Origin of the sequence: Bradyrhizobium sp. HKCCYLRH1034 (assembly GCF_051168375.1) — a bacterium.
Lineage (GTDB): Bacteria > Pseudomonadota > Alphaproteobacteria > Rhizobiales > Xanthobacteraceae > Bradyrhizobium.
Map to the genome: position 1 here is coordinate 436,024 of NZ_JBNPUW010000006.1, position 25,137 is coordinate 461,160.

Genomic DNA, 25,137 nt, shown 5'->3' on the forward strand with positions numbered 1-25,137 from the left:
TTAGGCCTGGGCGCAGTTCCACCTCGCGAGCCCAGCTGATTTCATGCCTCACTACGATCTGATCATTCGCGGCGGTCGCGTGCTCGACCCGGAAACGAAGCTCGACGCCACGGCCGATGTCGCCATCAAGGATGGCGCGATCGCTGCCGTGGGCGATGTCGGCGGGGCCGCCGATCAGGTGGTCGATGCGGCCGGCCTCGCCGTCGTGCCCGGCTTCATCGATCTGCACGCGCATGGCCAGTCGCTGCCGGCCGACCGCATGCAGGCCTTCGACGGCGTCACCACCACGCTCGAGCTCGAGATCGGCGTGATGCCGGTGGCGCGCTGGTATGACGAGCAGGCGGCGATCGGCCGCCTTCTGAACTACGGCGCAGCGTCGGGCTGGGTGTTCGCGCGGATCGCGACGATGACGACGCAGCAGACCGCGTCCAACATCGCCGGCATGGGCGAGGCGATGCGCGACAAGCGTTGGGTCGAGGAGGTCGCCACGGCTGCCGAGACCGCCGAGATCGTCGAGCGCACGCGGCAGGGTCTGGAGCAGGGCGGTCTCGGCATTGCCTTCCCGAACGCCTACGCGCCCGGCACCGGCATGAAGGAGCTGTCGGAGCTGTGCAGCCTGGCGGCCAAGCACGACGTGCCGACCTACACGCACATCGCCTATATGTCGAACGTCGATCCGCGCAGCTCAGTCGATGCCTACACGCGGCTGATCGGGCTGGCCGGCTCGACCGGCGCCCACATGCACATCTGCCATTTCAACAGCACCAGCCTGCAGGATGTCGAGCGCTGCGCCGAGCTGGTGCAGACCGCGCAGAAGCAAGGCCTGAAGGTCACGACCGAAGCCTATCCCTACGGCACCGGCTCGACCGTGGTCGGCGCCGGCTTCTTCGCCGATCCCGCGTTCTGCCAGCGCATGGGCACCGGCTATGACGCAATCGAGATGGTCGCCGAGCGCCATCGGCTCGGCAGCCGTGACGAATTGCTGGCGCGGCAGCAGGACGATCCCGGCGCATTGGTGCTGATCCATTTCCTCGATGTCGCCGTCAACCAGCGCCACCGCGACCTGCTCGATGTCTCCGTGCTGTTTCCGGGCGGCGCCATCGCCTCCGATGCGATGCCGTGGATCCTGTCCAACGGCACGGACTACACCGGCGACGCCTGGCCGCTGCCGGATGACGCGGTGTCGCATCCGCGCTCATCGGCGACGTTCACCAAATTCCTGCGCGAATGGGTGCTGGACCGCAAGGCGGTGCCGCTGATGGAGGGCCTCGCCAAGTGCACGCTGATCCCGGCCCGGATTCTGGAACCGTCGACGCCCGCGATGCGCAAGAAGGGACGGCTGCAGGCCGGCTGCGACGCCGACATCGCCGTGCTCGATCTCGCCAGCCTGCGTGACCGCGCCGACTTCCTCAACATGAACCGGCCGTCCGAGGGCGTGCGGCATCTGCTCGTCAATGGCCGCGCCGTCATCACTGATGGCGAGCTCGTTCGCGACGTCAGGCCGGGGCAGGCGGTACGCCGTCCGGTCCTGTCATGATCGTCCCGGTCCTGCTGGTCGCCGGATCGCTCGGTGCCGGCAAGACGACCCTGCTCAATCATCTGCTCGCCAATCCGGACGGACGGCGTATCGCGGCTGTTGTCAACGACTTCGGCGCGGTCGACATCGACGCGCAATTGCTCGGCTCCGTCACCGCGGAGGTGATCAGCCTCAAGAACGGCTGCATTTGCTGCTCGCTGCAGGGCGACCTGCTGCGCACGCTGTCCTCCGTCATCAAGCGCGATCCGGCACCCGACGCGATTGCGATCGAGACATCGGGCATTTCCGATCCCGCCGAAATCATCCGCAGCCTGATGGATCCCGTGATCTTCAAGGTGGCGCCGCTCGAGACCGTCGTCACCTTGGTCGACCCGCAGCGGCTGCGCGATGATCCCGAGATCGAACAGGATGTGCTGTGGCGCTCGCAGTTGCGGGCCGCGGATTTCGTGCTGCTGACCAAGGCCGATCTGCTCGACCGCGCCGCGCTCGATGCGGCCCGCGCCGTCGTCGGCGGCACCAAGCCGCAATCGGCGATCTTCGAGATCGCGCATGGCGTCGTCGCGCCGGACCTGCTGTTCAGCCGCGACATTCGCGCGCCGCGAGAGCTGCCCAAGCAGGTGCCGACGATGTCGCAACCTTTCGCAACCCTCACCTGGACCTCCCGTGCTCCGCTGTCGCTGGCCCGCTTTCAGCAGGTGATCGGAAAGCTCGCGCCGCGCACCCTGCGCATCAAGGGCATCCTGCTGTTCACCGACCATCCGGGACAGCCGATCCTGTTTCAGTCGGTGGCGACGCGCGGCACCTTGGCGCCGTCGCCGGTGTCGCCCGCCGATGGCCTCACGGCCCAGCTCGTGCTGATCGGACGCGAAGGTGAGCTCGACGCCGGCGAGATCGACGCGCTGCTGCACGAGGTGATCGTCGCCTGAGATCGAAGGCCGCGCGTCAGCCCGCCTGCCGCAATGCGCCGTCCGCGGCCTCGGCCCAGGTACAGCAGCCGCCCCCGGCGCGCTTGGCGGCATAGAGCGCGCTGTCGACCTGGCGCAGCACCTCGTCCATGGACTCGTCCGTGAGCGGCCGGTCGTTCACCAGCAGGCCGGCGCTGGCGCCGATCACCACGGGGATGTCGGACAGCAGGAATGGCATCGACAGCGAGCGGATTGCTTCGCGCGCCAGCGCCAGCGCCTCGTCGCGTCCGTCCGCGCCGCCCGTCACCGGCTTCAGCAGCATGAACTCATCGCCGCCGAAGCGCGCGGCGAGACCGCCCTGGCCGACACAGCTCGACAGCCGGGCTGCGACCTGACGCAGCAGGTCGTCGCCGGCGTGGTGGCCATGGCGGTCGTTGACGGGCTTGAAGCCGTCGAGATCGATGGCAATGATCGCGACAGTCCGGGTCGTGCGTTCGAGCGCAGCCAGGAAGGCCGCCCGGTTGGGCAGGTCGGTCAGGAAATCATGGTTGGCCTGGCGGGCCAGCGCGTGCTTGGCCTCGAGCCGCTCGATGAACGCGGTGCTGAGATGGCGCGAGGCTTCGCGGATCGAGAACCAGAACAGCACCAGCAGGACGGCCCCGAGCTGATAGGGCAGCTCCGGGCGCATCAATCCGGCGATGAGCGTCGGGGCGAGCAGCACGGCGGTTGTCGTCAGCACGACCCACGGGCGGATCGCCGCGCGCGACACCATGCCGACGCAATAGGACATCGACAGGCCGAAGGCGATCCATGCGCCCGGAGCATCGTTGAGCTGGAACGCGCGGAAGGTGAGAGCGCCAAGCGCAAGGCCGAAGGCGGCGGCGCCCGCGGCGTAGACTTTCTCCCAGAGGATCACGTCGCGATCGGACAGGCGTCCCGCATATTGTTTGTAGCGCAGCAGGCTGACCACGCGACCGATGGCGTTGACGATGATCGCGAACGTGATCGCGATGTAGCCGGGATCGCCGTGCAGGACCGCAAGCGTGACCGAGCCGGTGATGGCGGCCGCGTTGATCGACATGACCTGCGGCAGAGACGTGTACAGCAGATCGACGAGCTCGCGCCGGATCGCCGGGTTCGGATGGATGAATCTGGAAAGCAGCCCATGTCCCATGGGAACACCATGGGACACCTTTCCTAACAGTTGATGGGCGCGAACGATTCGCGCGACGAAGGTTCGGAGTTACCTTAAATCTTCGTCAATCGCTCAGGGGGCGCGGCTGGGGTCGGTGGTTGGATAGACCGGCGTCGCCGTCGACATCCGCGAGGGCATCGGCGCCGCCGCCGCCACTTTCGGCGCCTCTGCCTTCGGCGTCTCCGCCTTGATGTCGGACTTTGGCGGCTCGAGCTTCAGCGGCCGCAGCGGCTGACGCTTCGCCATCGCGTCGAGTACGGCGCGGTTCGTCTTCTCGATGCGCTTTGCGGCCGCAACGTCGGCAAAGGCGCGGTCGAACTTGCGCATGCGATAGAACACGATGCCGCGGTCGATATAGGCCTCATGGTAGCGGGGATCGAGCTGGATCGCCGCGTCGAGATCGGCCAGCGCCGCCGCGAAGTCGCCCTTCTGGAACGCGGCCATGCCGCGATCGTGATGGGCCTGGGCCTCGTTCGAAGCCGTACCCCCGGCGAGCATTGCATCCGCCGTGCATGGCGCGGTCGCGCCTGCCGCGCAGGGCGCACGCTCCTGCTCGGCAGAATAGACCGTGTCGATCTTGCTGACGCGTAGCGGAAGCGGATCGGCGGATACCGAGGCATTGCTGCCCGATGCGCTGCCGACCGTTGCGCTGGCAGCCGTCTCGCCGCCGGAATTCGCGGCCGCATCGCCGGCCGTCGCCGCCTCAGTGGCGCTATCGATCGGTTTGGCGGGAACCTCGTTCGGCTTGACCTTGTTGGTCGCAACCACGATCGGCTTGAGCGGCGCGACGGAAGCCGACGACATGTGGGTGAACAGCAGGTAGCCGGTTAGCGCCACGGCGGACGCACCGGCCAGCGCCATCACGCCGGACGCAACCTTGTGGACCTTGGCGACGACGGCCAGCTTGGAATCCTGCTGATGCTCGTCCTGCGCGGCGCCGAGCAGCCGGTCATAGGCCGTGCGCTGCTCCTTGTCGCCGAGAATGTCGTTGGCGCGGATGATCTGTCGAAACCGCAGCGCGGCATCCGGATCGCCGGGATTGACGTCGGGGTGGCTCTCTTTGACCGCTTTGCGGAAGGCCGCCCGGATATCGTCAGCGTCATCGTCCGGAAGAGCTCCGAGTAAATCGTAAAGCGTCTTCATCGTCGTTCTCGCTGCAGGCTTCCCTCGTCTCCGATCGAAATTCCTACGGCGAATTTACGCTGGAGCACTCGTACTAACTCTTTCCGCTTCGCATGATGGTTGGTCAATCCGGCGGAAAAATGACTGAAAATGGCGAAGTTCGTAGCCATTTTTGCCGTGTTTGAGGTCATCGCGCTCGTCCTTCTTCGCCACGGTGCGCGCAATCCCAGATTGAATCGCTGCCCTCTGACCGCCTCCGCCGCGGGACATGCACCTATGGTGAAGAGAAAGTTTGAAGCCGGATTTAACGTGAGCTGATTGGCAGCTCGGTTTGCGGCAACACCCCGCATTCCATCGCGGCAGTGTGGCGCTGCTACACACCGGCTCTTGTCCGCTGGTGTCAGGTCCCTGAGGCAGATGTCGCTGCGGGCAACAGGCCGGGCCTGAGAAGGGCGCCTCCCGCTTCGGCGGCCGCCTTGCGGAACCAGCGACCCGGCCGCTATACCGGCCGCATGACTGAATTTCATGGTGTCTTTCCCTACCTGGCCTCGCCGATCGGCGCGGATGGAACGATCCGTACGGAGGTGCTGGGGCGTCTTTGCGACGATCTGATCCTTGCCGGTGTGCACGGCCTGACGCCGCTCGGCTCCACCGGCGAGTTCGCCTATCTCGATCGTGCCCAGCGCATGACCGTCGTGGAGACGACCATCGATGCCGCCCAGGGCCGCGTTCCCGTGATCGCAGGCGTGGCCTCGACTGCGATCGCTGACGCGGTGGCGCAGGCCAAGGCTTACCAGAAGCGCGGCGCAAACGGCATCCTGGCGGTGCTCGAAGCCTACTTCCCGGTCAACGACGCCGGCATCGAGGCGTATTTCCGGGCGATTGCCGATGCCGTCGACGTTCCCGTCGTCATCTACACCAATCCCCAGTTCCAGCGTTCCGACCTGTCGCTCGACGTCATCGCGAGCCTCGCCGAGCATCCGCGCATCAACTACATCAAGGACGCTTCGACCAACACCGGCCGGCTGTTGTCGATCATCAATCGCTGCGGCGACGCCATCAAGGTGTTCGCGGCGTCCTCACACATTCCGGCCGCGGTGATGCTGATCGGCGGCAAGGGCTGGATGGCCGGGCCGGCCTGCATCATCCCGCGCCAGAGCGTCGAGCTCTACAATCTCTGCAAGGCGTCGTGCTGGTACGATGCGATGCTGCTGCAGAAGAAGCTGTGGCGCGTCAACGAGGCCTTCGCCCGCTTCAACCTCGCGGCCTGCATCAAGGCCGGCCTGTCGATCCAGGGCTACGACGTCGGCGATCCCGTGCCGCCGCAGGCCCCGCTCTCGCCCGAGCAGCGCAAGGTCGTCGAAGAGGTACTGCGCAGCCTGGGGTGAGCTAGCCCCGGCTTTGGCCCCCGCTCTCTCCTCATCGTCATTCCGGGGCAGCCCAAGGGCTGAGCCCGGAATCCATACTCCGCGACCTCTCGGGTGGGCAGACCGGGAGACATCGAGCCTCCAAACTACCGGTCGTGGTTATGGATTCCGGGCTCGCGCTGCGCGCGCCCCGGAATGACGGTTCGTCATGACGCATCAGCTTAAACACGTGTTGGCCACCGCAACGCCGATCCGCTAAGACCCTGCCAAATTCATTGAACTGACCAAGGACTGACGAATGAACATTCTTCCCAACAATATGCGGTTTGGTGCGGGGCAGCCCCTCAAGCGTCTGGAGGATCAGCGGCTGCTGACCGGGAAGGGGCAGTTCATCGACGACAAGGCGGAGGACGGCGCGCTGTGGCTCTACGTGCTGCGCTCCCCGCATGCGCATGCCAGGATCCTGTCGATCGACACCGCCGCTGCCCGCGAGATCGCGGGCGTGCAGGCGATTTACACCGGCGCGGACCTCGTCGCTGACGATGTCGGCACCATTCCGACCCTGGCAATCTTCAAGCGTCCCGACGGCAAGCCGATGACGGTGCCGCCGCGCCGCCTGCTTGCCCATGAGATCGTCCGCTTCACCGGCGAGGCGGTCGCCGCCGTGGTCGCGACCTCGCGCACGGTCGCGCAGGAGGCCGCGGAAGCGATCGTCGTCGATTACGAGGTGCTGCCGGCGGTGACCGATCCGGTGAAGGCGATCGCGCCAGGCGCGCCCGTGGTCTGGGCGGAGGCGCCCGACAACGTCGTCGCCGCGATGAGCTATGGCGATGCCGCCAAGGTCGAGGCGGCGTTCGCCGGCGCCGCGCACAAGGTCTCGCTCGACATCACCAGCCAGCGCCTGGTGCCCTCGGCGATGGAGCCGCGCTCGACCATCGCCGAGATCGAGAAGAAGACCGGCCGGCTGCTGCTGCACGTGCAGTCGCAGACCCCGGCCTCGACCCGCGACGTGCTGGCGGAAGCCGTGCTGAAGCGCCCGAAGGAGAGCGTGCGCGTGCTGGTGGGCGACATCGGCGGCGGCTTCGGCCAGAAGACCAACCTCTATCCTGAGGACGGCATCGTCGCCTATGCCGCCACCAAGCTTAACAAGAAGATCCGCTGGCGCGCCGAGCGCACCGACGAGTTCGTCGGCGGCACGCATGGCCGCGACCTCACCTCCACCGCCGAGTTCGCTTTGGACGCCAAGGGCAGGGTGCTGGCCTATCGCGTGCGCTCGATCGGCGCCACCGGCGCCTATTCGTCGGGCGCGGCCAACATCATCCCGCTGGTGCTCGGGCCATTCGTGCAGACCGGCGTCTATGATCTGCCGCTGGTGCATTTCGAGGTGAAGACCGTGATGACGCATACGGCGCCGGTCGGCGCCTATCGCGGTGCCGGACGCCCCGAGGCGGTGTTCATCGTCGAGCGGCTGTTCGATGCGGCCGCGCGCCAGATCGGGATCGATCCGCGCGCCATCCGCAAGACCAACTACATCAAGCCGGCGCAGCTCCCCTACACCAACGCCGTCGGCCAGGTGTATGATTCCGGCGCCTTCGCCCACATGCTGGAGCGCGCGTCCAAGCTTGCCGATTGGGACGGCTTCAACGCGCGCAAGCGCGAGGCGAAGAAGCGCGGCATGCTCTACGGCCGCGGCCTGACCAGCTATATCGAATGGACCGGCGGCCGCGCCCACACCGAGAAGGTGTCCTTGCACGCGACCTCCGAGGGCCGCGTCATCCTGCATTCCGGCACCATGGCGATGGGGCAGGGCCTGCAGACCACCTACACGCAGATGATCTCCGATACGCTCGGCATTCCGCTGGACAAGATCGACGTCGTGCAGGGCGACACCGATCTCGCCACCGGCTTCGGCAGCGTCGGCTCGCGCTCGCTGTTCGTCGGCGGCACGGCGGTGGCGGTGTCGTCGAACGACCTCATCACCAAGGCGCGGGAGAAGGCGTCGAACCTCTTGGAGACCGCGGTCGAGGACATCGAATATCGCGACGGCTTCCTCACCGTCGTCGGCACCGACCGCCGCATCAGCCTGTTCGACATCGCCGGGAAGGAGCAGGGCGCCAAGCTGTCGGTCGACAGCGAGGGCGAGGTCGACGGTCCGAGCTGGCCGAACGGCACGCATGTCTGCGAGGTCGAGATCGATCCGGAGACCGGCATCAGCCGCGTGGTGCGCTACACCACGGTCGACGACGTCGGCGTCGCGGTCAATCCGATGCTGGTCGCCGGCCAGATCCATGGCGGCGTCGCCCAGGGCATCGGCCAGGCGCTGTACGAGAACGTCGCCTACGATGCCGACGGCCAGCTCCTGACCGCCACCTATCAGGACTATTGCATCCCGCGCGCCGACGACGTGCCGCCGATCGTGGTCACGCTCGACGATTCCGCGCCGTGCAAGACCAACCCGCTGGGCGCCAAGGGCTGCGGCGAATCCGGCGCCATCGGCGGCCCGCCCTGCGTCACCAACGGCGTGATGGACGCACTGTTCGAGCTCGGGATCACCAATTTGCAGACGCCGCTGACGCCGGAGAAGGTGTGGGCGGCGATCTCCGAGGCGAAGGCGGCAAAGGTCAAAGCGCCGGCCTGAGCGAGCGCGCGGGACGCTCCCGCGCCGGACGTGCTCCTGTTGCGTCGCTCAACGCGCCGATCTGCGCCGGGCTGTTCGGTGACGAGGGCGGCGAGGGTTACGCCCGCATCTGGTCGCGCCCCTGCATGCGCAGCGGCGACTGATCTTGCTGCCGTCATAGCTCGCCATTCCGCGGGCAGCCCGTCAGGGCTGAATCCGGAATCTCGAGATTTTCGGTGCAATTGTGCACCTGAGGGGACGATGCTGTCGGATCGCGCCGCCACGCTCGGCAAGACAGCGATCTCATGCGAATCGTCGCGGCGCCGCGACCGACGATGATTGACCCAGATCAAGGTCGCCGACTCGCACTCGCCTCTAGATTGTATTGAACACGACGAGGAGCGCGACCATGCGGCGGTGTGCGGGCGTGATGAGCGGGGCGATGGCTTTGGCAATCGTCGTGTTTGGATCATCTCTGGCGGACGCGTGTTCGCGCGTCCTCTGGGCCGATAATGGTCAGGCCGTTGTCACCGGGCGCAACATGGATTGGCCCGAAGACATGCGCACCGATCTCTGGGCCTTCCCGCGCGGCCTTGCGCGCAAAGGCGAGAGCGGCGACGACAACGAACTGAGCTGGACGTCGAAATACGGCAGCGTCGGCGGGGCGGTTTATAATCTGGCGATCGCCGACGGCATGAATGAAAAAGGTCTTGTCGCCAACCTGCTGTGGCTCTCCGAGAGCGATTACGGAAAGCGCGATCTCAAGCGCCCCGGCCTCGCGCTGTCGCTATGGGCGCAATACAACCTCGACAACTTTGCCACCGTTGCCGAGGCGGTGGCCGACATCGAAACCGGTCGCTATCAACTCATCGCCGCCGGCATGCCCGGATACGCGACGGCGACCGTGCATCTGTCGCTTTCGGACGCGACGGGCGATTCGGCGATCATCGAAATCGTCGATGGCGGCAAGGTGCGCGTTCATCACGACCGCCGCTATCTGGTCATGACGAACTCGCCGCCCTTCCCCGAGCAACTCGCCAATCTGAAGAAATACCACGTCTTTGGCGGCACCGAAGCGCTGCCGGGGACGAGCGAAGCGGCCGACCGCTTCGTCCGCGCCGCCTATTACATCCAGAACCAGACCAAGCCGTCGGACACCCGCCAGACCGTGGCCCGCATGTTGTCGGTCATGCGCAACGTGGCGCAGCCTTTCGTGCGGCCAGACCCGAAGCGGCCGGAGGCGTCGCACACGATCTGGCGTGCCGTCGCCGACTCGACCGACCGGCTCTATTTCTTCGAATCGACACTCAGCCCGAACATCGTCTGGGTCAACTTGCCGCTGTTGGACCTTTCCGTCGGCGCTCCGATCCGCAAGCTCGACCTGTCCGGGGCGGACAGGGATCTGGTCGGCGAGGTGAGCAGCCAGTTCAAGCCGGCCGCGCCGCTGGAATTCAAGAAAGGCGGCTCCTGACAGGGCAGAGCCCTACGGACAGATACAACGTCATCTTTATATCCGCGTTGTGGCGCTCGCACGCCGCGCGACATGACTGCGGAGCGCTCGCCGTGAAGCCCTGCCACCGCACTGGGCTGGAAGCGCCGCGCCGTTTGTTAAGGACGGATTGTGGTGCATTGCTGCACTGAGGCTATGCGCCGGCGATGCTACCGCATTAGAGTATTCGTGCCACATCAGCACCTCTTGCTTTGGTCATGCCATGATCACGCACGACAGCGGCCCGGATGCCGACCGCAAGGTAAGGATTTCTCCGGTCAACTCGCACAATGAGTGGGATCCACTCGAGGAAGTGATTGTCGGAAGGCTCGAAGGCGCGACGATTCCATCCGCTCATCCGGTCGTCGCCTGTAACATTCCGGGAATGGCTGCACGGGCGCAAGCGCTGCTCGGGGGCTTTCGCTATCCAAGGATGCTGATTGAACCGGCTCAGCGCGAGCTCGATGGCTTTATTGCGCTGTTGCAGTCGCTTGGCGTGGTGGTCACCCGGCCGGAACCGGTTGATTTCAAGAAGCGCTTCAGCACGCCCGAATGGTCTTCGCGCGGTTTCTGCAACTCCTGCCCGCGCGATAGCATGCTGGTGATCGGAGACGAAATCATTGAAACGCCTATGGCGTGGCCCAGCCGCTATTTCGAGACCCATTCCTTTCGTCCGGTCCTGAAGGACTATTTCCGTCGCGGCGCCCGCTGGACTGCCGCGCCACGGCCGCAACTCACGGACGAACTGTATAACGCCGATTTCAGACGGCCCGAAAACGGTGAGCCGATGTCATATATTCTGACTGAATTCGAACCGGTGTTCGACGCTGCCGATTTCGTCCGCTGCGGGCGCGATCTGTTTGTAACCCTCAGCAATGTCACCAATGCATCCGGCATCGAATGGCTGCGCCGCCATCTCGGCGACGGCTATCGCATCCACGAGATCGAGAGCCGCTGTCGTAGCCCGATGCACATCGACACGACCATTTTGCCGCTGGGGCCGGGCAGGCTTCTGATCAATCCCGAATACATCGACGTCAGCCGCCTCCCGGACATACTGAAGAAATGGGACATTCTCGTCGCTCCCGAGCCTGATCCGATCACCGATCGCTTGCTCAATATCACGTCGCTCTGCGGAAAATGGCTCAACATGAATGTACTGATGGTGGACGAAAAGCGCATCATCGTTGATCCGCATCATGTGCGAACGATGCGTGCGATCGAGCAATGGGGTTTCGAGCCGATCCCCTGCGAATTCCTGCATTACGCCGCATTTGGCGGCGCATTCCATTGCGCGACACTCGACATCAGGCGGCGCGGGGCCCTCGAGAGCTATTTTTGAGGATTGGCACGCCTATCCGGACTCGAGGCGCAGTCCGACGATTCCAAGTACAATGAGACCAATCGAGGCGAGCCGGGTCGCGGTCGTCGGCTCGTCGAACAGATAGATTCCGAAGAGAGTGGCGACGGCGATGCTCGCGCCGGTCCACGCGGCGTAGGCCGTGCCCATCGGGATCGTCTTCACGGCGAGGCCAAGACAACCGACGCTGGCGCCCATAAAACCCACGGTGACCAGGATCGACGGCAGGCGCGAGAGACCTTCGGAATATTTGAGAGCGATCAGCCAACCCACCTCGCAAAGGCTGCCAATGAATAAGATCACCCAGGCCATGAGAGGTTCTCCCAAAAGATGGGCTTAACGATCCTCGACGGAGTTCGTGTCAGAATTCCACGGTCTCGCTATTCTGCCAACTCATTCCGCCAAGCCTTTACACTTTGCAAGTGCACGCTGGAATGCTCCCGGCCTTCCCTGCGCCCTCTCGATCTTCGAAAGGGCATGTCGATCGCAAGACTCGGGCGTGATCCGCCGCGGGACGACGACGTCATGTCTGCTGCTGTTTGAGCTGTGAATCTGGACGTGGATCGACTGCCGTCGACCGATCCACCGGCAGCTCCAGTCGCACACTGAAGTCGCCTGCCACTCCGCTGAACCGCAGACGGCCGCCATGGGCCTGCGCGACCTCGCTCGCAATGGCGAGGCCGAGGCCTGAGCCGTGGGAGCCGTCGCCCTTCTGGAACGGGGTCAGCAGGCGTTGCTGCGCGTCGGCTGCGATCCCAGGTCCGTCGTCCCAGACCATGATCGCAACATGCGTCGCGGTTCTTCCCACCGTCACCATCAGCCGGGTCCGCGCGCCATGCGCCAGCGCGTTGTGGATGAGATTGGCGAGCGCCTCGCGCAGGCTGATGGCGTCGGCGGCGAGCATCACCTCGTCCTCCGATGGCACGAAGCTGACGGAGACCTCGCGATCGAGAGAGAGCGGCACGCTCTGCGACAGCACCGATTTCGCCAGCGCGTTGATATCGACCGCGGCGAAGCGCGGTGCCTGGGCGCGGTGCTGGATCATGGCGTGATCGAGCAGTTGGCTGGTGAGGCGGGCGAGATCCGCGATGCGACCGCGCAGCCTGTCGAGCGCCTTCGGGTCCTTGGTCTGATCGCTCAGCAGCTCGACCTCAGCATCGATCGCCGCCAGCGGCGTGCGCAGCTGGTGGGTGGCGTCGGCGATGAAGCGCTGCATCAGCGCGATGCGCTCGGCGAGGCGCTGCATGAAGCCGTCGATCGCGCCGACCAGCGCGCGCACCTCGCGCGGCGGCGTGATCGCGATCGGGCTGAGATCGTCCGGCCGTCGCTTGACGATCTCGGCCTCGATCCGCGTCAGCGGCGCGAACACCAGCCGCAGGCAGAGCGCAGTCGCCACCAGCGCCAGCAGGCTCATCGCAGCGATCAGGCCGATCGCCTTGGAGGCGAGATCCCAGGTCAGCGCGTCGCGGGCGCGCAGGGTCTGCGCCAGCACGATCTCGCTCCAGCCGTCGCCGGGCGCGCCGTCGAGCTTGCGCGCCACGGCCGCGATGCGCACCGCCTGGTCGCGATAGATGCCGTCTCGCAGGACGACGCCCTCACGCAGCGCCCTGGCGGGCGCGGTGACGGCGAGATCGTCATAGCCGGCGACGACGACGCCGCGCGGATCGGTGACGCGATAGAACACGAGGTCATAGGCCGACAATGTCGCAAACGCCGCCGCCGGCGGATCCAGCGTCACGACGCCACCCTGCATGTAGATGTTCTCGGCGATCTGCACGGCGCCGCCGGCGAGCAGCTTGTCATAGGCGTCGCGCGCGGCGGTGGCTGCATATTGCCAGGCGGCGAGGCTCAGCACGACGGCGCCGACGGCCAGGATCGCGCCGATCGCGATCAGCAGCCGCGCGCGCAGCGAGGTCCTGAGGTCACGAAGCGTGGAGCTGATAGCCAAGGCCGCGCTCGGTCTTGATCTCGACGGATGTCGCCGCCAGCTTGCGCCTGAGACGCGCGACGAACTGCTCGACGGCGTTGGGGCTCGGATCCTGGTCGAAGCTGAAGAGCTGCTCGACCAGCTCCTCCTTGGCGACGTAACGCCCAGGGCGTGCGGCGAGGATTTCCAGCACGGTCAGCTCGCGCCGCGTCAGGTCCAGCGGTTGGCCGGCGACGCTGGCGGTGCGCCCGGCGCGGTCGATCACCAGCGGCCCCAGGGTCAGCAGATTGTCGGACTGGCCGGCGGCCCGGCGCAGCAGCGCCCGCGCCCGCGCCTCCAGCTCGCGATAGTCGAACGGCTTGATCAGGTAGTCGTCGGCGCCGAGGTCGAGCGCGCCGATCCGGTCGTCGACCGCCGAGCGCGCGGTCAGCACCAGCACCGGCGTGCGCAGGCCGCGCTTGCGCAGGTGCTTGAGCACGGCAAAGCCGTCCATGTTCGGCAGCATCACGTCGAGCACGATAAGGTCATAGGTCTGCACCTCGATCAGCTCGCTCGCGGTGCGGCCGTCCTTTTCCCAGTCGACGGCATAGCCGATCCGTTCGAACCGGCTGGTCACGGCGGCGCCGATCTCGGGCGTGTCTTCCACCAGCAGGATGCGCAAGGTCTTGTTGTCCGCCTCGGAGTCAGGTTCGCGTCAGTCTCCTCCTCTATCACTTCGAATAAGGGCGCCGAAGTGCACCGAGCGAAATTTCGCATTGCAATATAAAGGAGGGGAGGACGATGACCGTCCATCAATCGCCATCTCAGTTCGAGCCGCTGCTCTCGGTCGAGGGCGTGACGCTCCAGTACAAGACGCCGGACACCTTGGTCACGGCGACCTACCGCGTCGACTTCAAGGTCTTCGATTCCGACCGTTTCGTGCTGCTCGGCCCCTCCGGCTGCGGCAAATCCACGCTTCTCAAGGCGATCGGCGGCTATCTGAAGCCGACCGAGGGCCGCATCCGCCTCAAGGGCCACGATGTCAGCGAGCCCGGCCCGGACCGCATGATGGTATTCCAGGAGTTCGACCAGCTGCTGCCGTGGAAGACGGTGCGCGAGAACGTCGTGTTCGCGCTGACCGCCAGCGGCCGGCTCGGCACCGCGGAAGCCAACGAGCGCGCCAAGTCCTATATCGACAAGGTCGGCCTCACCAAGTTCATCGACTCCTATCCGCATATGCTCTCCGGCGGCATGAAGCAGCGGGTCGCGATCGCCAGGGGCATGGCGATGGAGCCCGACGTGCTCTTGATGGACGAGCCGTTCGCCGCCTTGGACGCGCTGACCCGGCGCAAGATGCAGGACGAGCTGCTGCAGCTCTGGCAGGACACCCGCTTCACCGTGCTGTTCGTGACGCATTCGATCGAGGAGGCGATCAAGATCGGCTCCCGCATCCTGCTGCTGTCGCCGCATCCCGGCCGCGTCCGCGCCGAGCTCAACAGCGTGCCGCCGGGCACGATGGGCTCGCCCGAACAGGTCGCCCTCGAAGGGCGCATCAACGACATGCTGTTCGGCCAACACTGAGACGAGGAGAGCATCCATGAGCGAGACGCTGGCGCTGCGCCCCGAAATCGTCAATGCAGACACGCCCCTCGGCGACGTCAAGGTCGAGGCGAGCCTGTCCTGGCTGGAACGCATCTACCACGTCGGTGCGGTCCGCAAGGCCATCATCCTGGTGGCGCTCGCCGCGCTGTGGCAGGCCTATGGCCTGTGGCTCGGCAATCCCCTGTTGTTTCCGACCTTCACCGACACGCTCTCAGCCTTCTTCGAGAACATCGGCAACGGCATCATCCCTGCGCGCACCCTCGTGTCGCTGGAGACGCTGCTGATCGGCTACGGCATCGGCATCGCGCTGGCGGCCGTGCTGACCACGATCGCGATCGGCTCGCGGATCGGCGCCGACATGCTGGAGGCGCTGACCTCGATGTTCAATCCGCTGCCGGCGATCGCATTGCTGCCGCTGGCGCTGATCTGGTTCGGCCTCGGCAAGGGCAGCATCATCTTCGTGCTGGTGCATTCGGTGTTGTGGGCGATCGCGCTCAACACCCATTCCGGCTTCCGCTCGGTGTCGAACACCTTGCGCATGGTCGGCCTGAACTACGGCCTGCGCGGGTTGAAGCTGGTGCGCTTCATCCTGATCCCCGCCGCATTTCCGGCCATCCTCACCGGCCTGAAGGTGGGCTGGGCCTTCGCTTGGCGCACCCTGATCGCGGCCGAGCTGGTGTTCGGCGTGTCCTCGGGGTCCGGCGGCCTCGGCTGGTTCATCTTCGAGAACCGCAACCAGTTGGAGACGGCCAACGTCTTCGCCGGCCTGTTCACCGTGATCTTCATCGGCCTCGTCGTCGAGAACGTCGTGTTCGCGACCATCGAGCGCAAGACGGTGCGGCGCTGGGGCATGCAGCACTGAATTTCGAGTTATAAGCACAACAACAGGGAAGGAGACGACCATGTCCTGGAGCAAATCATTCACGGCCGCCGCGCTCGGCCTCACCGCGCTGCTCGGCGCCACCGGTGCTTCGCAGGCCGAGGTCAAGGAGATCAGGCTCTCCAAGGGCTACGGCATCCTCTATCTGCCGCTGATCGTGATGGAGGATCAGAAGCTGATGGAGAAGCAGGCGGAGAAGGCCGGGCTCGGTCCGTTCAAGGTTAACTGGCAGATGCTCGACGGCGGCAACATCATCAACGACGCGATGATGGCCGGCTCGCTCGACATCGCCGGCACCGGCGCCCCCGGCTTCATCACGCTGTGGGCCAAGGCCAAGGGCATTCCGGCGGTGGAGGTGGTCGGCGTCAGCGGCCTCAGCTCGACCTCGCTGTGGATGAATACCAACAATCCTGAGATCAAGTCGCTGAAGGATTTCAAGCCGAGCGACAAGATCGCCCTGCCGGGCATCAAGACCTCGCTGTCGGCGGTCATGCTGCAGATGATGGCGGCGCAGGAGTTCGGCAAGGAGAATTACGCCAAGCTCGATCCGATGACCGTCGGCCTGCCGCATCCGGAGGCGCTGGCGGCGCTCACCTCGGGCAAGACCGAGATCACGGCGCATTTCACCTCGCCGCCGTTCTCCTACATCGAGCTGAAGGATTCGAAGATTCGCCGCGTTGCCAATTCCGCCGACGTGCTCGGACGGATGACGATGGACGTGGTGTTCGCGCCCAAGCGCTTCGTCGACGCCAATCCCAAGGTCGTGCAGGCGTTCCTCGACGCGCTCGACGAGGCCTGCACGCTGATCGCCAACGACAAGGCTGCCGCGGCCGAGATCTATGCCCGCACCGCCAAGGTGAAGACCACCAAGGAGGACGTGCTGGAGATGCTGCAGGACAAGGACACCTGGTTCTCGTCGACGCCGGAGGGCGTGCTGAAGATCGCCGAGTTCATGCACGGCGTCGGCTCGATCAAGGTCAAACCGGCGAGCTGGCAGGACATGTTCGTGACCCAGCTACGCGACCGCAAGGGCAGTTGAGCGTAAGCGCCTATGGTGTCGTCCGGGGCGCGCGGATGCCCCGGAATGACGGGGTGTGTGGTTGGCGCAGGCCCATCATCCAGCCGCGAGTCCCGCTGCAAAGACGACATTGCCTCTCTCCGCGGGTCATTCCGCGCGAATGACCCGCATCCGCGGCAGACCCGGAACCTCCCTGAACCGACGCACCGGCCGCCGCGACCCATGTCCGGCGGCCGGCTGCCGTCATTGCGCCGTCGCCAAAGCTGTGCTGTGTGAAGGCGGTACAACCGGATGAAGAGGGGGACGCGCGATGCGGAGATTGCTGACCGTGCTGGCGGCACTGATGACGCTGAGCCTGACCAATTGCGGCTACAACGCCATCCAGACCAATGACGAGCAGGTCAAGGCGGCTTGGTCCGAGGTCGTCAACCAGTATCAACGCCGCGCCGACCTCGTGCCCAACCTGGTCAACAGCGTGAAGGGTTTTGCCCAGCAGGAGAAGGACGTGCTGCTCGGCGTCACCAACGCCCGCGCCAAGGTCGGCAGCGTGCAGGCCACGCCCGACGTCGTCAACGATCCCGCGGCGCTGCAGAAGTTCCAGGCGGCGCAGAGCGAACTGACCGGAGCATTGTCGCGGCTGCTGGTCGTCACCGAGAATTACCCCCAGCTCAAATCGGACGCGCTGTTCCGCGACCTGATGTCCCAGCTCGAAGGCACCGAGAACCGCATCACGGTGGCGCGCAACCGCTACATCAAGGCGGTGCAGGAGTACAACGTCGGCATCCGCACCTTCCCGAACAACCTGACCGCGATGGTCTTCGGCTACAAGGAAAAGGCCAACTTCACCGTCGAGAACGAGCGCGAGATATCGGTCGCGCCGAAGGTCGATTTCAACGCGCCGTCGCCTGCGCCGTCGAAATAGCCGGAGCAGGGAATCGTGCGTGCGCTGCCGGTCCTCAAGGCGCTGCTTGCGGCGCTGCTCGTCTGCTTCGCCACGATGGTGCTGGCCGACGTCGCGGTGCCGCAGCTCACCGGCCGCGTCGTCGACCAGACCGGCACGCTGTCCTCCTCGGACATCGCAGGCCTTACGCAGAAGCTGAAGGACCTGGAAACCCGCAAGGGCAGCCAGGTCGCGGTGCTGATCGTGCCGACGACGCAGCCGGAGACCATCGAGCAGTTTTCGCTCCGCGTCGTCGAGACCTGGAAGATCGGGCGCAAGAAGGTCGACGACGGCGCGCTGCTGGTGATCGCCAAGAACGACCGCAAGCTGCGCATCGAGGTCGGCTACGGCCTCGAAGGTAGCCTCACCGACGTCACCGCGCGGCGCATCATCGACGAGGTCATCACGCCAAGATTTCGCAGCGGCGATTTCGCCGGCGGCATCGACGCCGGCGTCGACCGCATCATCGGCGTGATCAATGGCGAGAGTCTGCCGGTGCCGCAGCCGCAGGCCTCGCACGGCACGGATATTGATATCGACACCATCTCCTCGTTCGCACCTGTCGCCTTCTTCGGTGCGATCTTTATTGGTGGCGTGCTGCGGGCCTTGTTCGGGCGGCTGCTGGGTTCGCTTGCGACCGGCGGCGCGCTGGGGATTCTGACCTGGGTGCTCGTGGGATCGATCACGCTTGCGCTGCTGTCCAGCGTGGCCGGCATCGTCATTGCCTTCATCGCCGGCGGCTTGTCCTCGTCGATGCCGACGTCGGGCGGGCGCCGCGGCAGCGGCTGGTCGAGCGGCTCGTCATCCGGCGGCTGGAGCAGCGGCAGCTCGAGCGACAGCGGCAGCTTCTCGGGCGGCGGCGGCAGTTTTGGTGGCGGCGGCGCCTCGGGCAACTGGTGAGGACGAGGCGCGCGACCATGAGCATCAGGCGGATCGGCCGGCATCTCCTGCATCATCACTGGCAGCTGAAGCGCATCTTCACGCCGGCTGTGCTGGCACGCATCGAGCAGGCGATCAAGGACGGCGAGCGCACCCATGCCGGCCAGCTTCGCTTCGTCGTCGAGGGCGCGCTCGACGGCCGGCCGTTGTGGCGCGACCAGCCGCCGCGCGAGCGCGCGCTGGACATCTTTTCCAACCTGCGGATCTGGGACACCGCGCACAACAATGGCGTCCTGATCTACCTGCTCTTGGCCGATCGCGACGTCGAGATCATCGCCGATCGCGGCATTCATCGACATGTCGGCGCCGAAGGCTGGGAGACGATCTGCCGCGCGATGGAAGCGGAGTTTCGCGCAGGCCGCTTTGAGCGGGGCGTGGTCGATGGCATTGCCGCGGTGTCACGCGAGCTCGCCAGGCACTACCCGCCGCATGCCGGCGATCCCAACGAGCTGCCCGACACACCAGTGGTGCTTTAGCTCCGATCATACGGGTCGCGCTCACTTGCCGGTCGCGCTCATCCTGGCTGGACGTGAGCGCGCACCCCTCTCGCCAATGATGCGGATGGAAAATACGTCCACAACTCACGCCGCCGCAGCTCATGCGCCGTAGCGTTCCGCCATCGCCCGCGCCAGCTCGGCCATTTTCGCACGCAGCTCGGGCGGGTCGAGCACCTCGGCCTCGGGCCCGAAGCGCAGCAGCTCGCCGGCGGCATGCCACAGCGTCGTTCCGATCGGGATCGTCACGATGCGCCAGCCGTCGGCATCGGTGTCGTCGGCGAGGCGCGTGCGGGCGCGCACGTAAGGCTGGCTCCACACCTCCAGCAGCTTCACACCGAGCGCTGACAGGCGCACCGTCGCCTGCTTCGGATGCAGCTCCGCCTCCAGCCGCTCCGTCGCGGCGCGCCAATAGGCGGCGAGGTCAAAGTCTGCAGGTCGCGCGAAGCACTCGTCGGTCACGGCACAGTCGAGAATGCGCGCGACGCGATAGGTGCGCACGCTGCGCTCGACCTGCCCGGCGAGATACCAATTGCCGCCCTTCAGCACGAGGCCGAGCGGCGCGACGCGGCGGCGCTTCTCGGCACGCCAGGTCTGATAGCGGACGTCGACCATGACGTCGCGGAGCAGGGCGTCGGCAATGGCGCGCAGATGCGTCGGCTCCTCGGACTCGCCGAACCAGCCAGGCGCGTCGAGATGGAAGCGCGCCTGCATGCGGCCGGCATTGGCGCGCAGGCTTTGCGGCAGTGCCGCCACCAGCTTGGTCTGCGCCGCGCTCATCGCGCCATCGAGCCCGAGCGCGGCGGCGGGGCCCGGCAGGCCCGCCATGAACAGTGCGTCGGTTTCCGTCGGCGACAGCCCGTTCAGCCGCACGCGATAGCCGTCGAGCAGGCGGAATCCGCCTTCGGCGCCGCGCTCGGCATAGACCGGGATGCCCGCCGCGGCGAGCGCGTCGATGTCGCGATAGATCGTGCGCACCGAGACCTCGCAGGCGCCTGCGAGTTCGGGCGCCGTGACCTGTCCCTTGGCCTGCAAGGTGGTGAGGATGGAGAGCAGCCGGCTCGCGCGCATGCCCTTCTTTAAACATACCTGACACACCTTGTCAGGTATGGTGTGCGACAAGCCAGCACCGCAGCCGGCAATGGGAGGACACCATCATGACCGCCGACGACAAGATCACGCTGTATTACTCGCCGCAGACCCGCGCCGCCGGCACCCGCGTCCTGCTCGAGGAGCTGGGCGCGCCCTACGATCTGCATGTCCTCAACATGAAAGCGGGCGAGCAGCGCAAGCCGGAGTTCCTGGCCGTCAATCCGCTCGGCAAGGTGCCGACGATCGGGCATCGCGGCCAGATCGTGACCGAGCAGGTCGCGATCTTCATCTATCTCGCCGATCTGTTTCCGCAAGCGGGGCTGACGCCGGCGCTCGACGATGCCATGCGCGGGCCCTATCTGCGCTGGATCGCCTATTACGGTGCGTCGTTCGAGCCCGCCGTGATCGACCATTTCATGAAGCGCGAACCGGCTCCGATCACGCAGTCACCCTATGCCGACTACGATACGATGCTGGGCGCGCTGGAGCAGCAGCTCGCCAAGGGGCCGTATCTCCTCGGCGAGCGCATGACCGCCGCCGACGTGTTGTGGGGCGTCGCCTTCAACTGGACCATGATGTTCGGCGTCGTGCCGCGCAAGGACGTGTTCGCGCGTTACGCCGAGCGCATCACCCAGCGTCCGGCGTTCCAGCGCGTCACCGCCGCGGATGCCGAGATGGCGGCCCAGCACGCGGCCGCCCCCGGCGTTTGAGCGCCAGCATCGACGCAATCGAGCGAGGTCCCGCCGGCAACGGGACCTCACTGATGTGATTGCACGTTGTCCGGCAGGCGCAGCTCGCCAAATGCCGGGCTTCCCGCGGCGGCGTCGCTAGTTCAGGCTGATCCCCGTGAGCGGCGTGCCGTCGACGCCGTTGTTGCTGATTGCGTTGTTCTTGAAGGACGAGACGGAGCCGCCGCCGGTCTGGACGACGCCGTTGGAATTGCCCTGGATGACGGAATTTCCCAACGTCACGATGGCGCCGCTGCCGCTCGCCAGAACGCCGGTGTTGTTGAACTCGGAGGTCAGCCGGTCGAGAAACACGCCCATCCCCGGCTTTCCGGCCGGGACCGTGGCGGATATCCCGGCATTGCCATTTTCGATGGCCTTGGTGTTAGAGACGAGCACGCTGATCGCGCTGCTCGAATTCGCGGTCGAGACCGTGACGCCGAACGCGGACGCCTTGAGCGAGGAGTCCGCGATCACCACCTGGGCCGCACCGGTCGGCGCGACCGAGATCGCGCTTTGCGAGAAGTTCTCGAAGGTACAGTTCTCGACGACGAGCTTTCGGCCGGCCAGGAAATTGACGCCATTGAGGCCGAGGGTCGTGCCGGCGCCGTTGATGCTCAAATTGCGCAGGATGATGACGTCGTTGGCGCCGGCATTCACGTTGATGCCGTTGGTCGCCGATGCCAGGATCGAGGCCATCGTCCCCCCGCCGTCGATCGTGATCGATTTGGTGATCGTGACGGCGCCGTAGCCGCCGGGATCGAGCACGTCGATCTCACCGCCCGCGGCGGTCTTCGAGATCGCTCCGGCGAAGGTCTTGCAGGGCGCCGTGCGGCTGCACGGGTTGACGTCGTCGCCGACGCCGGACACCCAGGTCCGCGTCGCCTGCGCGTGAGCCTCTGGCGAGGCAAGGATCAAAAACGCGGCGCACAAAAATCCGATCGAAGAAATGAGCTTTCGCATGAGCGCTCCCCTTGAAATGCTGGAAATGAAAAATAGCCCGAACGCAGAGTATTAGTCTACGAAAGCAACCAGAGCGTTCATCGAAAACGGCGGGCTGTACGGGACATTATGCAATCGGTGGTTGCCGCTTCGGCCGGAGGTGATTTCGCTGACGGTGCACGCCTTCCATCTGTCGATTGCATTGCAGGACTACAACATTCGCGAGCCTGCAGTCGCCCATCGCCCACCCACCCGACGGGCAATTCCGGCAATCCGTCCATGCGCCAACTGCCCGTCGAGCCAGTTTGTCGCATGTGCGCCGCCTTGCAGCGTCGGGCAAATCACGACGATGATCCCGGCCATCCCGTTCGCGATGAGGAGGGGCGGCTCGGCCGATCGTCACGAGGCGTAGCAGCGGGGAGCGGTGGCCGTATCAGGCTTGGGGCTCTGCGCGAGCGGGCCGGCGAGCAAGCGAGGTACGGACGGTCAAGTCGTAGGGTCCTGGCATCCCGACGCCGATGCCAAGTTCGCATGCAGGCTTCGCCTCGTGCGGATGACGGTGACCAGAAAGCCCGGCGCACCGGGGAGACTACGAAGCAGCCGTAACGCCATCGCGCAGGGAGGGCCGGGTCGTTCCGGCTGAACCTGTGGTTCCTGCCCCGTGCAATCTTTCCGCACGGGGGCCACGGGTGCCAGTCGGCACCCGGCCTTCCCTGCACCCTCCGACCGATCCGGAGGGAATGATGGTCAAAGCTCGGGTGCAATCGCGCCGCGAGAGCGGCTCTGTTTGACTCCGCGTTTGACTCTGCGTCGACCACGCTGTGCCGCGTGCCGATCGTGCCTGCTGCCGCCGGATGGGGCCCCCAGAGCTGAATATTCGGGCACCGCTCGCCACATCTGCTCCACTTTGTCGGCGCAAATCCGCCCGGTATGAATCCCTAAAACTCAGGTAAGCCCTGCAAAAGTAAGATTTTGGCAATCAATCGAACGCTAACTAAGGTTACCAAGTGCTCAACGTCATGCGGAGACTCTGAACGTGAGCGACCAAAAGCCCGAGCGGGCCAGCCTTGGCGTGGCCGGTACGACTGGCGCGGCCAGTGCGAGTGTCGACCCGATGCCGAAGACATCCGCAGTCCCCGATGCAGTCGACCTGGCCGTGCCTGCGATCGCGACCGTCGCCCCGCCCATGATCGCGCCGGATCACGAAGCGCCGGCGGCTGACCGTCCGGGCATCGACCCGAAGGCGAAGATCGTGGAAGCGGTGACCGCGCCCGGGCCACAGCCGGAGGCCAGCCAGTCCGAGATCAAGACCGAGGTGATGGCCGACACCGAGATCGGGACGACCAAGGTCGAGCCGGTCAAGCCCGAGCAGGTCAAGGTCGAAACCCTCACGGCCGAGCAGGAAAAAATCGAGCCCTCCAAGATCGAAGCGGTGAAGCCGGAGCGAGCCAAACCCGAGCCCGCGCGGCTCGACCTGGTCAAGTCCGACAAGGGCAAATCCGACAAGGTCAAGCCGGAGCTGACCAAGCCCCAGGCGGTGGGGGGCAACGTTGCGGCGCCGGGCAAAGTCGAAGCTGCAGTGGCCTCGAGTGCTGCGAAACCTCCCTCGACGATCCTGGATCTGATCAGGACGGAGCCGGTCAAGTCGGACCCGATCAAGACGGCTGCGGCCGGTGAGCTCCTCAAGGTCGAGACACCAAAGCTGTCGATGCTCGCGGCCAATGCGCCGAAAGTCGGCCCGATGGCAGCGGCCGCGCCGAAGCCGGAGACGGCCATCAAGCCGGACGCGCCGATCAAGTCGGTGGCTGCCACCAAGACAGAAGCCGTCGTTCGGCCTGAGCCGGCTGCCAAGCCGGAGACTGTTGCCAAGTCGGATGCCAAACCGGATGCCAAGTCGGAGCCCGTTGCCAAGCAGGCATCCGCGGCCAAACCCGGGGCGTCCGCGACGCGCCCGGTCACGCCAGTCCAGGCGGATGCCGGACCGGCGACCAGGGCGGGTGCTTTTGCCGCGGTCGACAAGGCCGCGGCCTGGGCCAAAGCGAAGTTCAAGACCGAGCCCTTCAAGTTCAATGCGGCGTCCAAGCCGGCGGCCGCTGCCGCAACGGCGGCCAGCACGGCCGCTGCGGGAGCGACGCTGCCACCTCCGCAACCGGGCCAGACCCCGCCGCCGCATGCCGCAAACGGCAGGCTCGGCCTACCGGCCATGGCTGCGATCCTGCTGCTGTCGATGGTTGTCGGCGGCGTTGCCGGTGGTCTGGTCACGGCCAAATTCGTCACGCGCTCCGGCGGCGGCGACGCGGCCGATGCGACGGCCGGCGAGGCTGCAGACTCCACGCTTGGCGCGACCGTGGCGCGAATCGACAATGATGTCGCCGCGCTGAAGGCGAGCCTCGACCAGACCAATCAGACGAGCCTCGTCGAGCTCAACAAGTCCGCGGAGCGTCTCGACCGGCTCGAGAAGATCCTGGGTGACCTGTCGACGAAATCGTCGGCCAAGCCGAGCGAGTTGCAGCGTCTGAGCGAGGCCGTGGACCGGCTGCGCGCCGCGCAGGCGTCCGCGACCGCGCAGGCCCCCGCGCGTGACAGCGCCGCGTCCGCGCCGCAGGCGGTGGGTGCGATCAATGCGGCGGCGCCGCCCGCGGGCGTGGCGAGCCGGGCCGACGCGGCCAGGACCGCCGAGGCAGCCAGGACGGAGGCAGTCCGTACCGAGGCGAGCCGGGCCGAGCCGGCCAGGGCGGAGACCGCTCGCCCCGAGCCGAACCGCACGGAGGCCACCAAGCCCAAGGTCGTCGAGGGCTGGGTGTTGCGCGACGTCGGTCGTGGCGGCGCGCTGATCGAGGGCCGCGGTGGCCTCTACGAGGTCTATGCCGGCGATCCCGTGCCGGGCCTCGGCAAGGTCGACGCGATTCGCAAGCAGGACGGTCGCTGGGTGGTCGTCACCACCAAGGGGCTTGTCGTCGCACGCTGACGGACCATCTGTTTTTGGAGACGAATCTGGACGAGGCGC

At 66.0% G+C, this 25,137-nt stretch carries 22 protein-coding genes; 15 read left to right on the forward strand and 7 right to left on the reverse strand.

Annotated elements, in window-relative coordinates; genetic code table 11:
- Nucleotides 1–43: 43 nt before the first annotated feature.
- Nucleotides 44–1,537: an amidohydrolase family protein gene (locus tag ACQR0W_RS17445; RefSeq protein ID WP_315826045.1), complete on the forward strand. Its 1,494-nt coding sequence runs from the start codon at nt 44–46 to the stop codon at nt 1,535–1,537.
- A complete protein-coding gene (locus tag ACQR0W_RS17450) occupies nt 1,534–2,463 on the forward strand; it encodes a CobW family GTP-binding protein (RefSeq protein WP_316169454.1) in 930 nt (309 codons plus the stop codon). Before ACQR0W_RS17445 ends, ACQR0W_RS17450 begins: the two co-directional genes overlap by 4 nt.
- Before the next feature lie 16 nt (nt 2,464–2,479).
- On the opposite strand, the gene ACQR0W_RS17455 is transcribed toward ACQR0W_RS17450, so the two are convergent.
- Nucleotides 2,480–3,616 carry a GGDEF domain-containing protein gene (locus ACQR0W_RS17455; RefSeq protein ID WP_315713953.1) on the reverse strand — a complete coding sequence of 379 codons (1,137 nt, stop codon included), beginning with the start codon at nt 3,614–3,616 and terminating at the stop codon, nt 2,480–2,482.
- Between the two features lie 93 nt (nt 3,617–3,709).
- On the reverse strand, nt 3,710–4,780 hold the full coding sequence (locus ACQR0W_RS17460) for a J domain-containing protein (protein WP_315713954.1): 1,071 nt from the start codon (nt 4,778–4,780) through the stop codon (nt 3,710–3,712).
- 129 nt (nt 4,781–4,909) lie between these two features.
- Here ACQR0W_RS17460 and ACQR0W_RS17465 point away from each other — a divergent pair, with 129 nt between their 5' ends.
- From ACQR0W_RS17465 to ACQR0W_RS17485, 5 genes are all read left to right on the forward strand, one after another.
- Complete coding sequence (locus tag ACQR0W_RS17465) at nt 4,910–5,077, forward strand: hypothetical protein (RefSeq protein ID WP_316165740.1); 168 nt, start codon at nt 4,910–4,912, stop codon at nt 5,075–5,077.
- Between the two features lie 194 nt (nt 5,078–5,271).
- Complete coding sequence (locus ACQR0W_RS17470) at nt 5,272–6,147, forward strand: dihydrodipicolinate synthase family protein (protein WP_316169453.1); 876 nt, start codon at nt 5,272–5,274, stop codon at nt 6,145–6,147.
- A gap of 277 nt (nt 6,148–6,424) precedes the next feature.
- Nucleotides 6,425–8,764 (forward strand): xanthine dehydrogenase family protein molybdopterin-binding subunit, encoded by a 2,340-nt coding sequence (locus ACQR0W_RS17475; RefSeq protein WP_316169452.1) that lies wholly within the window; start codon nt 6,425–6,427, stop codon nt 8,762–8,764.
- A gap of 421 nt (nt 8,765–9,185) precedes the next feature.
- The gene (locus tag ACQR0W_RS17480) at nt 9,186–10,214 is read left to right on the forward strand and encodes a linear amide C-N hydrolase (RefSeq protein ID WP_316169451.1); all 1,029 of its coding nucleotides are present in this window, start codon (nt 9,186–9,188) and stop codon (nt 10,212–10,214) included.
- Between the two features lie 241 nt (nt 10,215–10,455).
- Nucleotides 10,456–11,574 carry an amidinotransferase gene (locus ACQR0W_RS17485; protein WP_316169450.1) on the forward strand — a complete coding sequence of 373 codons (1,119 nt, stop codon included), beginning with the start codon at nt 10,456–10,458 and terminating at the stop codon, nt 11,572–11,574.
- Nucleotides 11,575–11,586: 12 nt separating this feature from the next.
- On the opposite strand, the gene ACQR0W_RS17490 is transcribed toward ACQR0W_RS17485, so the two are convergent.
- From ACQR0W_RS17490 to ACQR0W_RS17500, 3 genes are all read right to left on the reverse strand, one after another.
- Nucleotides 11,587–11,904, reverse strand: a complete 318-nt coding sequence (locus ACQR0W_RS17490; protein WP_315713960.1) for a DMT family transporter — start codon at nt 11,902–11,904, stop codon at nt 11,587–11,589.
- Nucleotides 11,905–12,115: 211 nt separating this feature from the next.
- Nucleotides 12,116–13,540, reverse strand: a complete 1,425-nt coding sequence (locus ACQR0W_RS17495) for a sensor histidine kinase (protein ID WP_316169449.1) — start codon at nt 13,538–13,540, stop codon at nt 12,116–12,118.
- Nucleotides 13,515–14,180, reverse strand: a complete 666-nt coding sequence (locus ACQR0W_RS17500; protein WP_315713962.1) for a response regulator transcription factor — start codon at nt 14,178–14,180, stop codon at nt 13,515–13,517. The genes ACQR0W_RS17495 and ACQR0W_RS17500 overlap by 26 nt, the downstream gene beginning before the upstream one ends.
- 119 nt (nt 14,181–14,299) lie before the next feature.
- Here ACQR0W_RS17500 and ACQR0W_RS17505 point away from each other — a divergent pair, with 119 nt between their 5' ends.
- From ACQR0W_RS17505 to ACQR0W_RS17530, 6 genes are all read left to right on the forward strand, one after another.
- Nucleotides 14,300–15,079: an ABC transporter ATP-binding protein gene (locus tag ACQR0W_RS17505; protein WP_315713963.1), complete on the forward strand. Its 780-nt coding sequence runs from the start codon at nt 14,300–14,302 to the stop codon at nt 15,077–15,079.
- A 16-nt stretch (nt 15,080–15,095) separates the two neighbouring features.
- Nucleotides 15,096–15,962 carry an ABC transporter permease gene (locus ACQR0W_RS17510; protein ID WP_316169448.1) on the forward strand — a complete coding sequence of 289 codons (867 nt, stop codon included), beginning with the start codon at nt 15,096–15,098 and terminating at the stop codon, nt 15,960–15,962.
- Between the two features lie 40 nt (nt 15,963–16,002).
- Nucleotides 16,003–17,019 carry an ABC transporter substrate-binding protein gene (locus ACQR0W_RS17515; RefSeq protein WP_315713965.1) on the forward strand — a complete coding sequence of 339 codons (1,017 nt, stop codon included), beginning with the start codon at nt 16,003–16,005 and terminating at the stop codon, nt 17,017–17,019.
- A gap of 289 nt (nt 17,020–17,308) precedes the next feature.
- Complete coding sequence (locus ACQR0W_RS17520; RefSeq protein WP_315713966.1) at nt 17,309–17,920, forward strand: LemA family protein; 612 nt, start codon at nt 17,309–17,311, stop codon at nt 17,918–17,920.
- A gap of 15 nt (nt 17,921–17,935) precedes the next feature.
- Nucleotides 17,936–18,838: a TPM domain-containing protein gene (locus ACQR0W_RS17525; RefSeq protein WP_316169447.1), complete on the forward strand. Its 903-nt coding sequence runs from the start codon at nt 17,936–17,938 to the stop codon at nt 18,836–18,838.
- 17 nt (nt 18,839–18,855) lie between these two features.
- Nucleotides 18,856–19,353, forward strand: a complete 498-nt coding sequence (locus ACQR0W_RS17530) for a TPM domain-containing protein (RefSeq protein ID WP_315713968.1) — start codon at nt 18,856–18,858, stop codon at nt 19,351–19,353.
- Nucleotides 19,354–19,473: 120 nt separating this feature from the next.
- Here ACQR0W_RS17530 and ACQR0W_RS17535 read toward each other — a convergent pair whose 3' ends face one another.
- Nucleotides 19,474–20,442: a helix-turn-helix transcriptional regulator gene (locus ACQR0W_RS17535; protein ID WP_315826052.1), complete on the reverse strand. Its 969-nt coding sequence runs from the start codon at nt 20,440–20,442 to the stop codon at nt 19,474–19,476.
- An 86-nt stretch (nt 20,443–20,528) separates the two neighbouring features.
- Between ACQR0W_RS17535 and ACQR0W_RS17540 the strand changes: the two genes are divergently transcribed.
- Nucleotides 20,529–21,173 (forward strand): glutathione S-transferase family protein, encoded by a 645-nt coding sequence (locus tag ACQR0W_RS17540; RefSeq protein WP_315752646.1) that lies wholly within the window; start codon nt 20,529–20,531, stop codon nt 21,171–21,173.
- Nucleotides 21,174–21,290: 117 nt separating this feature from the next.
- Here ACQR0W_RS17540 and ACQR0W_RS17545 read toward each other — a convergent pair whose 3' ends face one another.
- Entirely contained in the window at nt 21,291–22,151 is an 861-nt protein-coding gene (locus ACQR0W_RS17545) for a hypothetical protein (RefSeq protein ID WP_315826053.1), read from the reverse strand.
- Nucleotides 22,152–23,166: 1,015 nt separating this feature from the next.
- Here ACQR0W_RS17545 and ACQR0W_RS17550 point away from each other — a divergent pair.
- Nucleotides 23,167–25,098: a hypothetical protein gene (locus tag ACQR0W_RS17550; protein ID WP_316169446.1), complete on the forward strand. Its 1,932-nt coding sequence runs from the start codon at nt 23,167–23,169 to the stop codon at nt 25,096–25,098.
- Nucleotides 25,099–25,137: the final 39 nt, after the last annotated feature.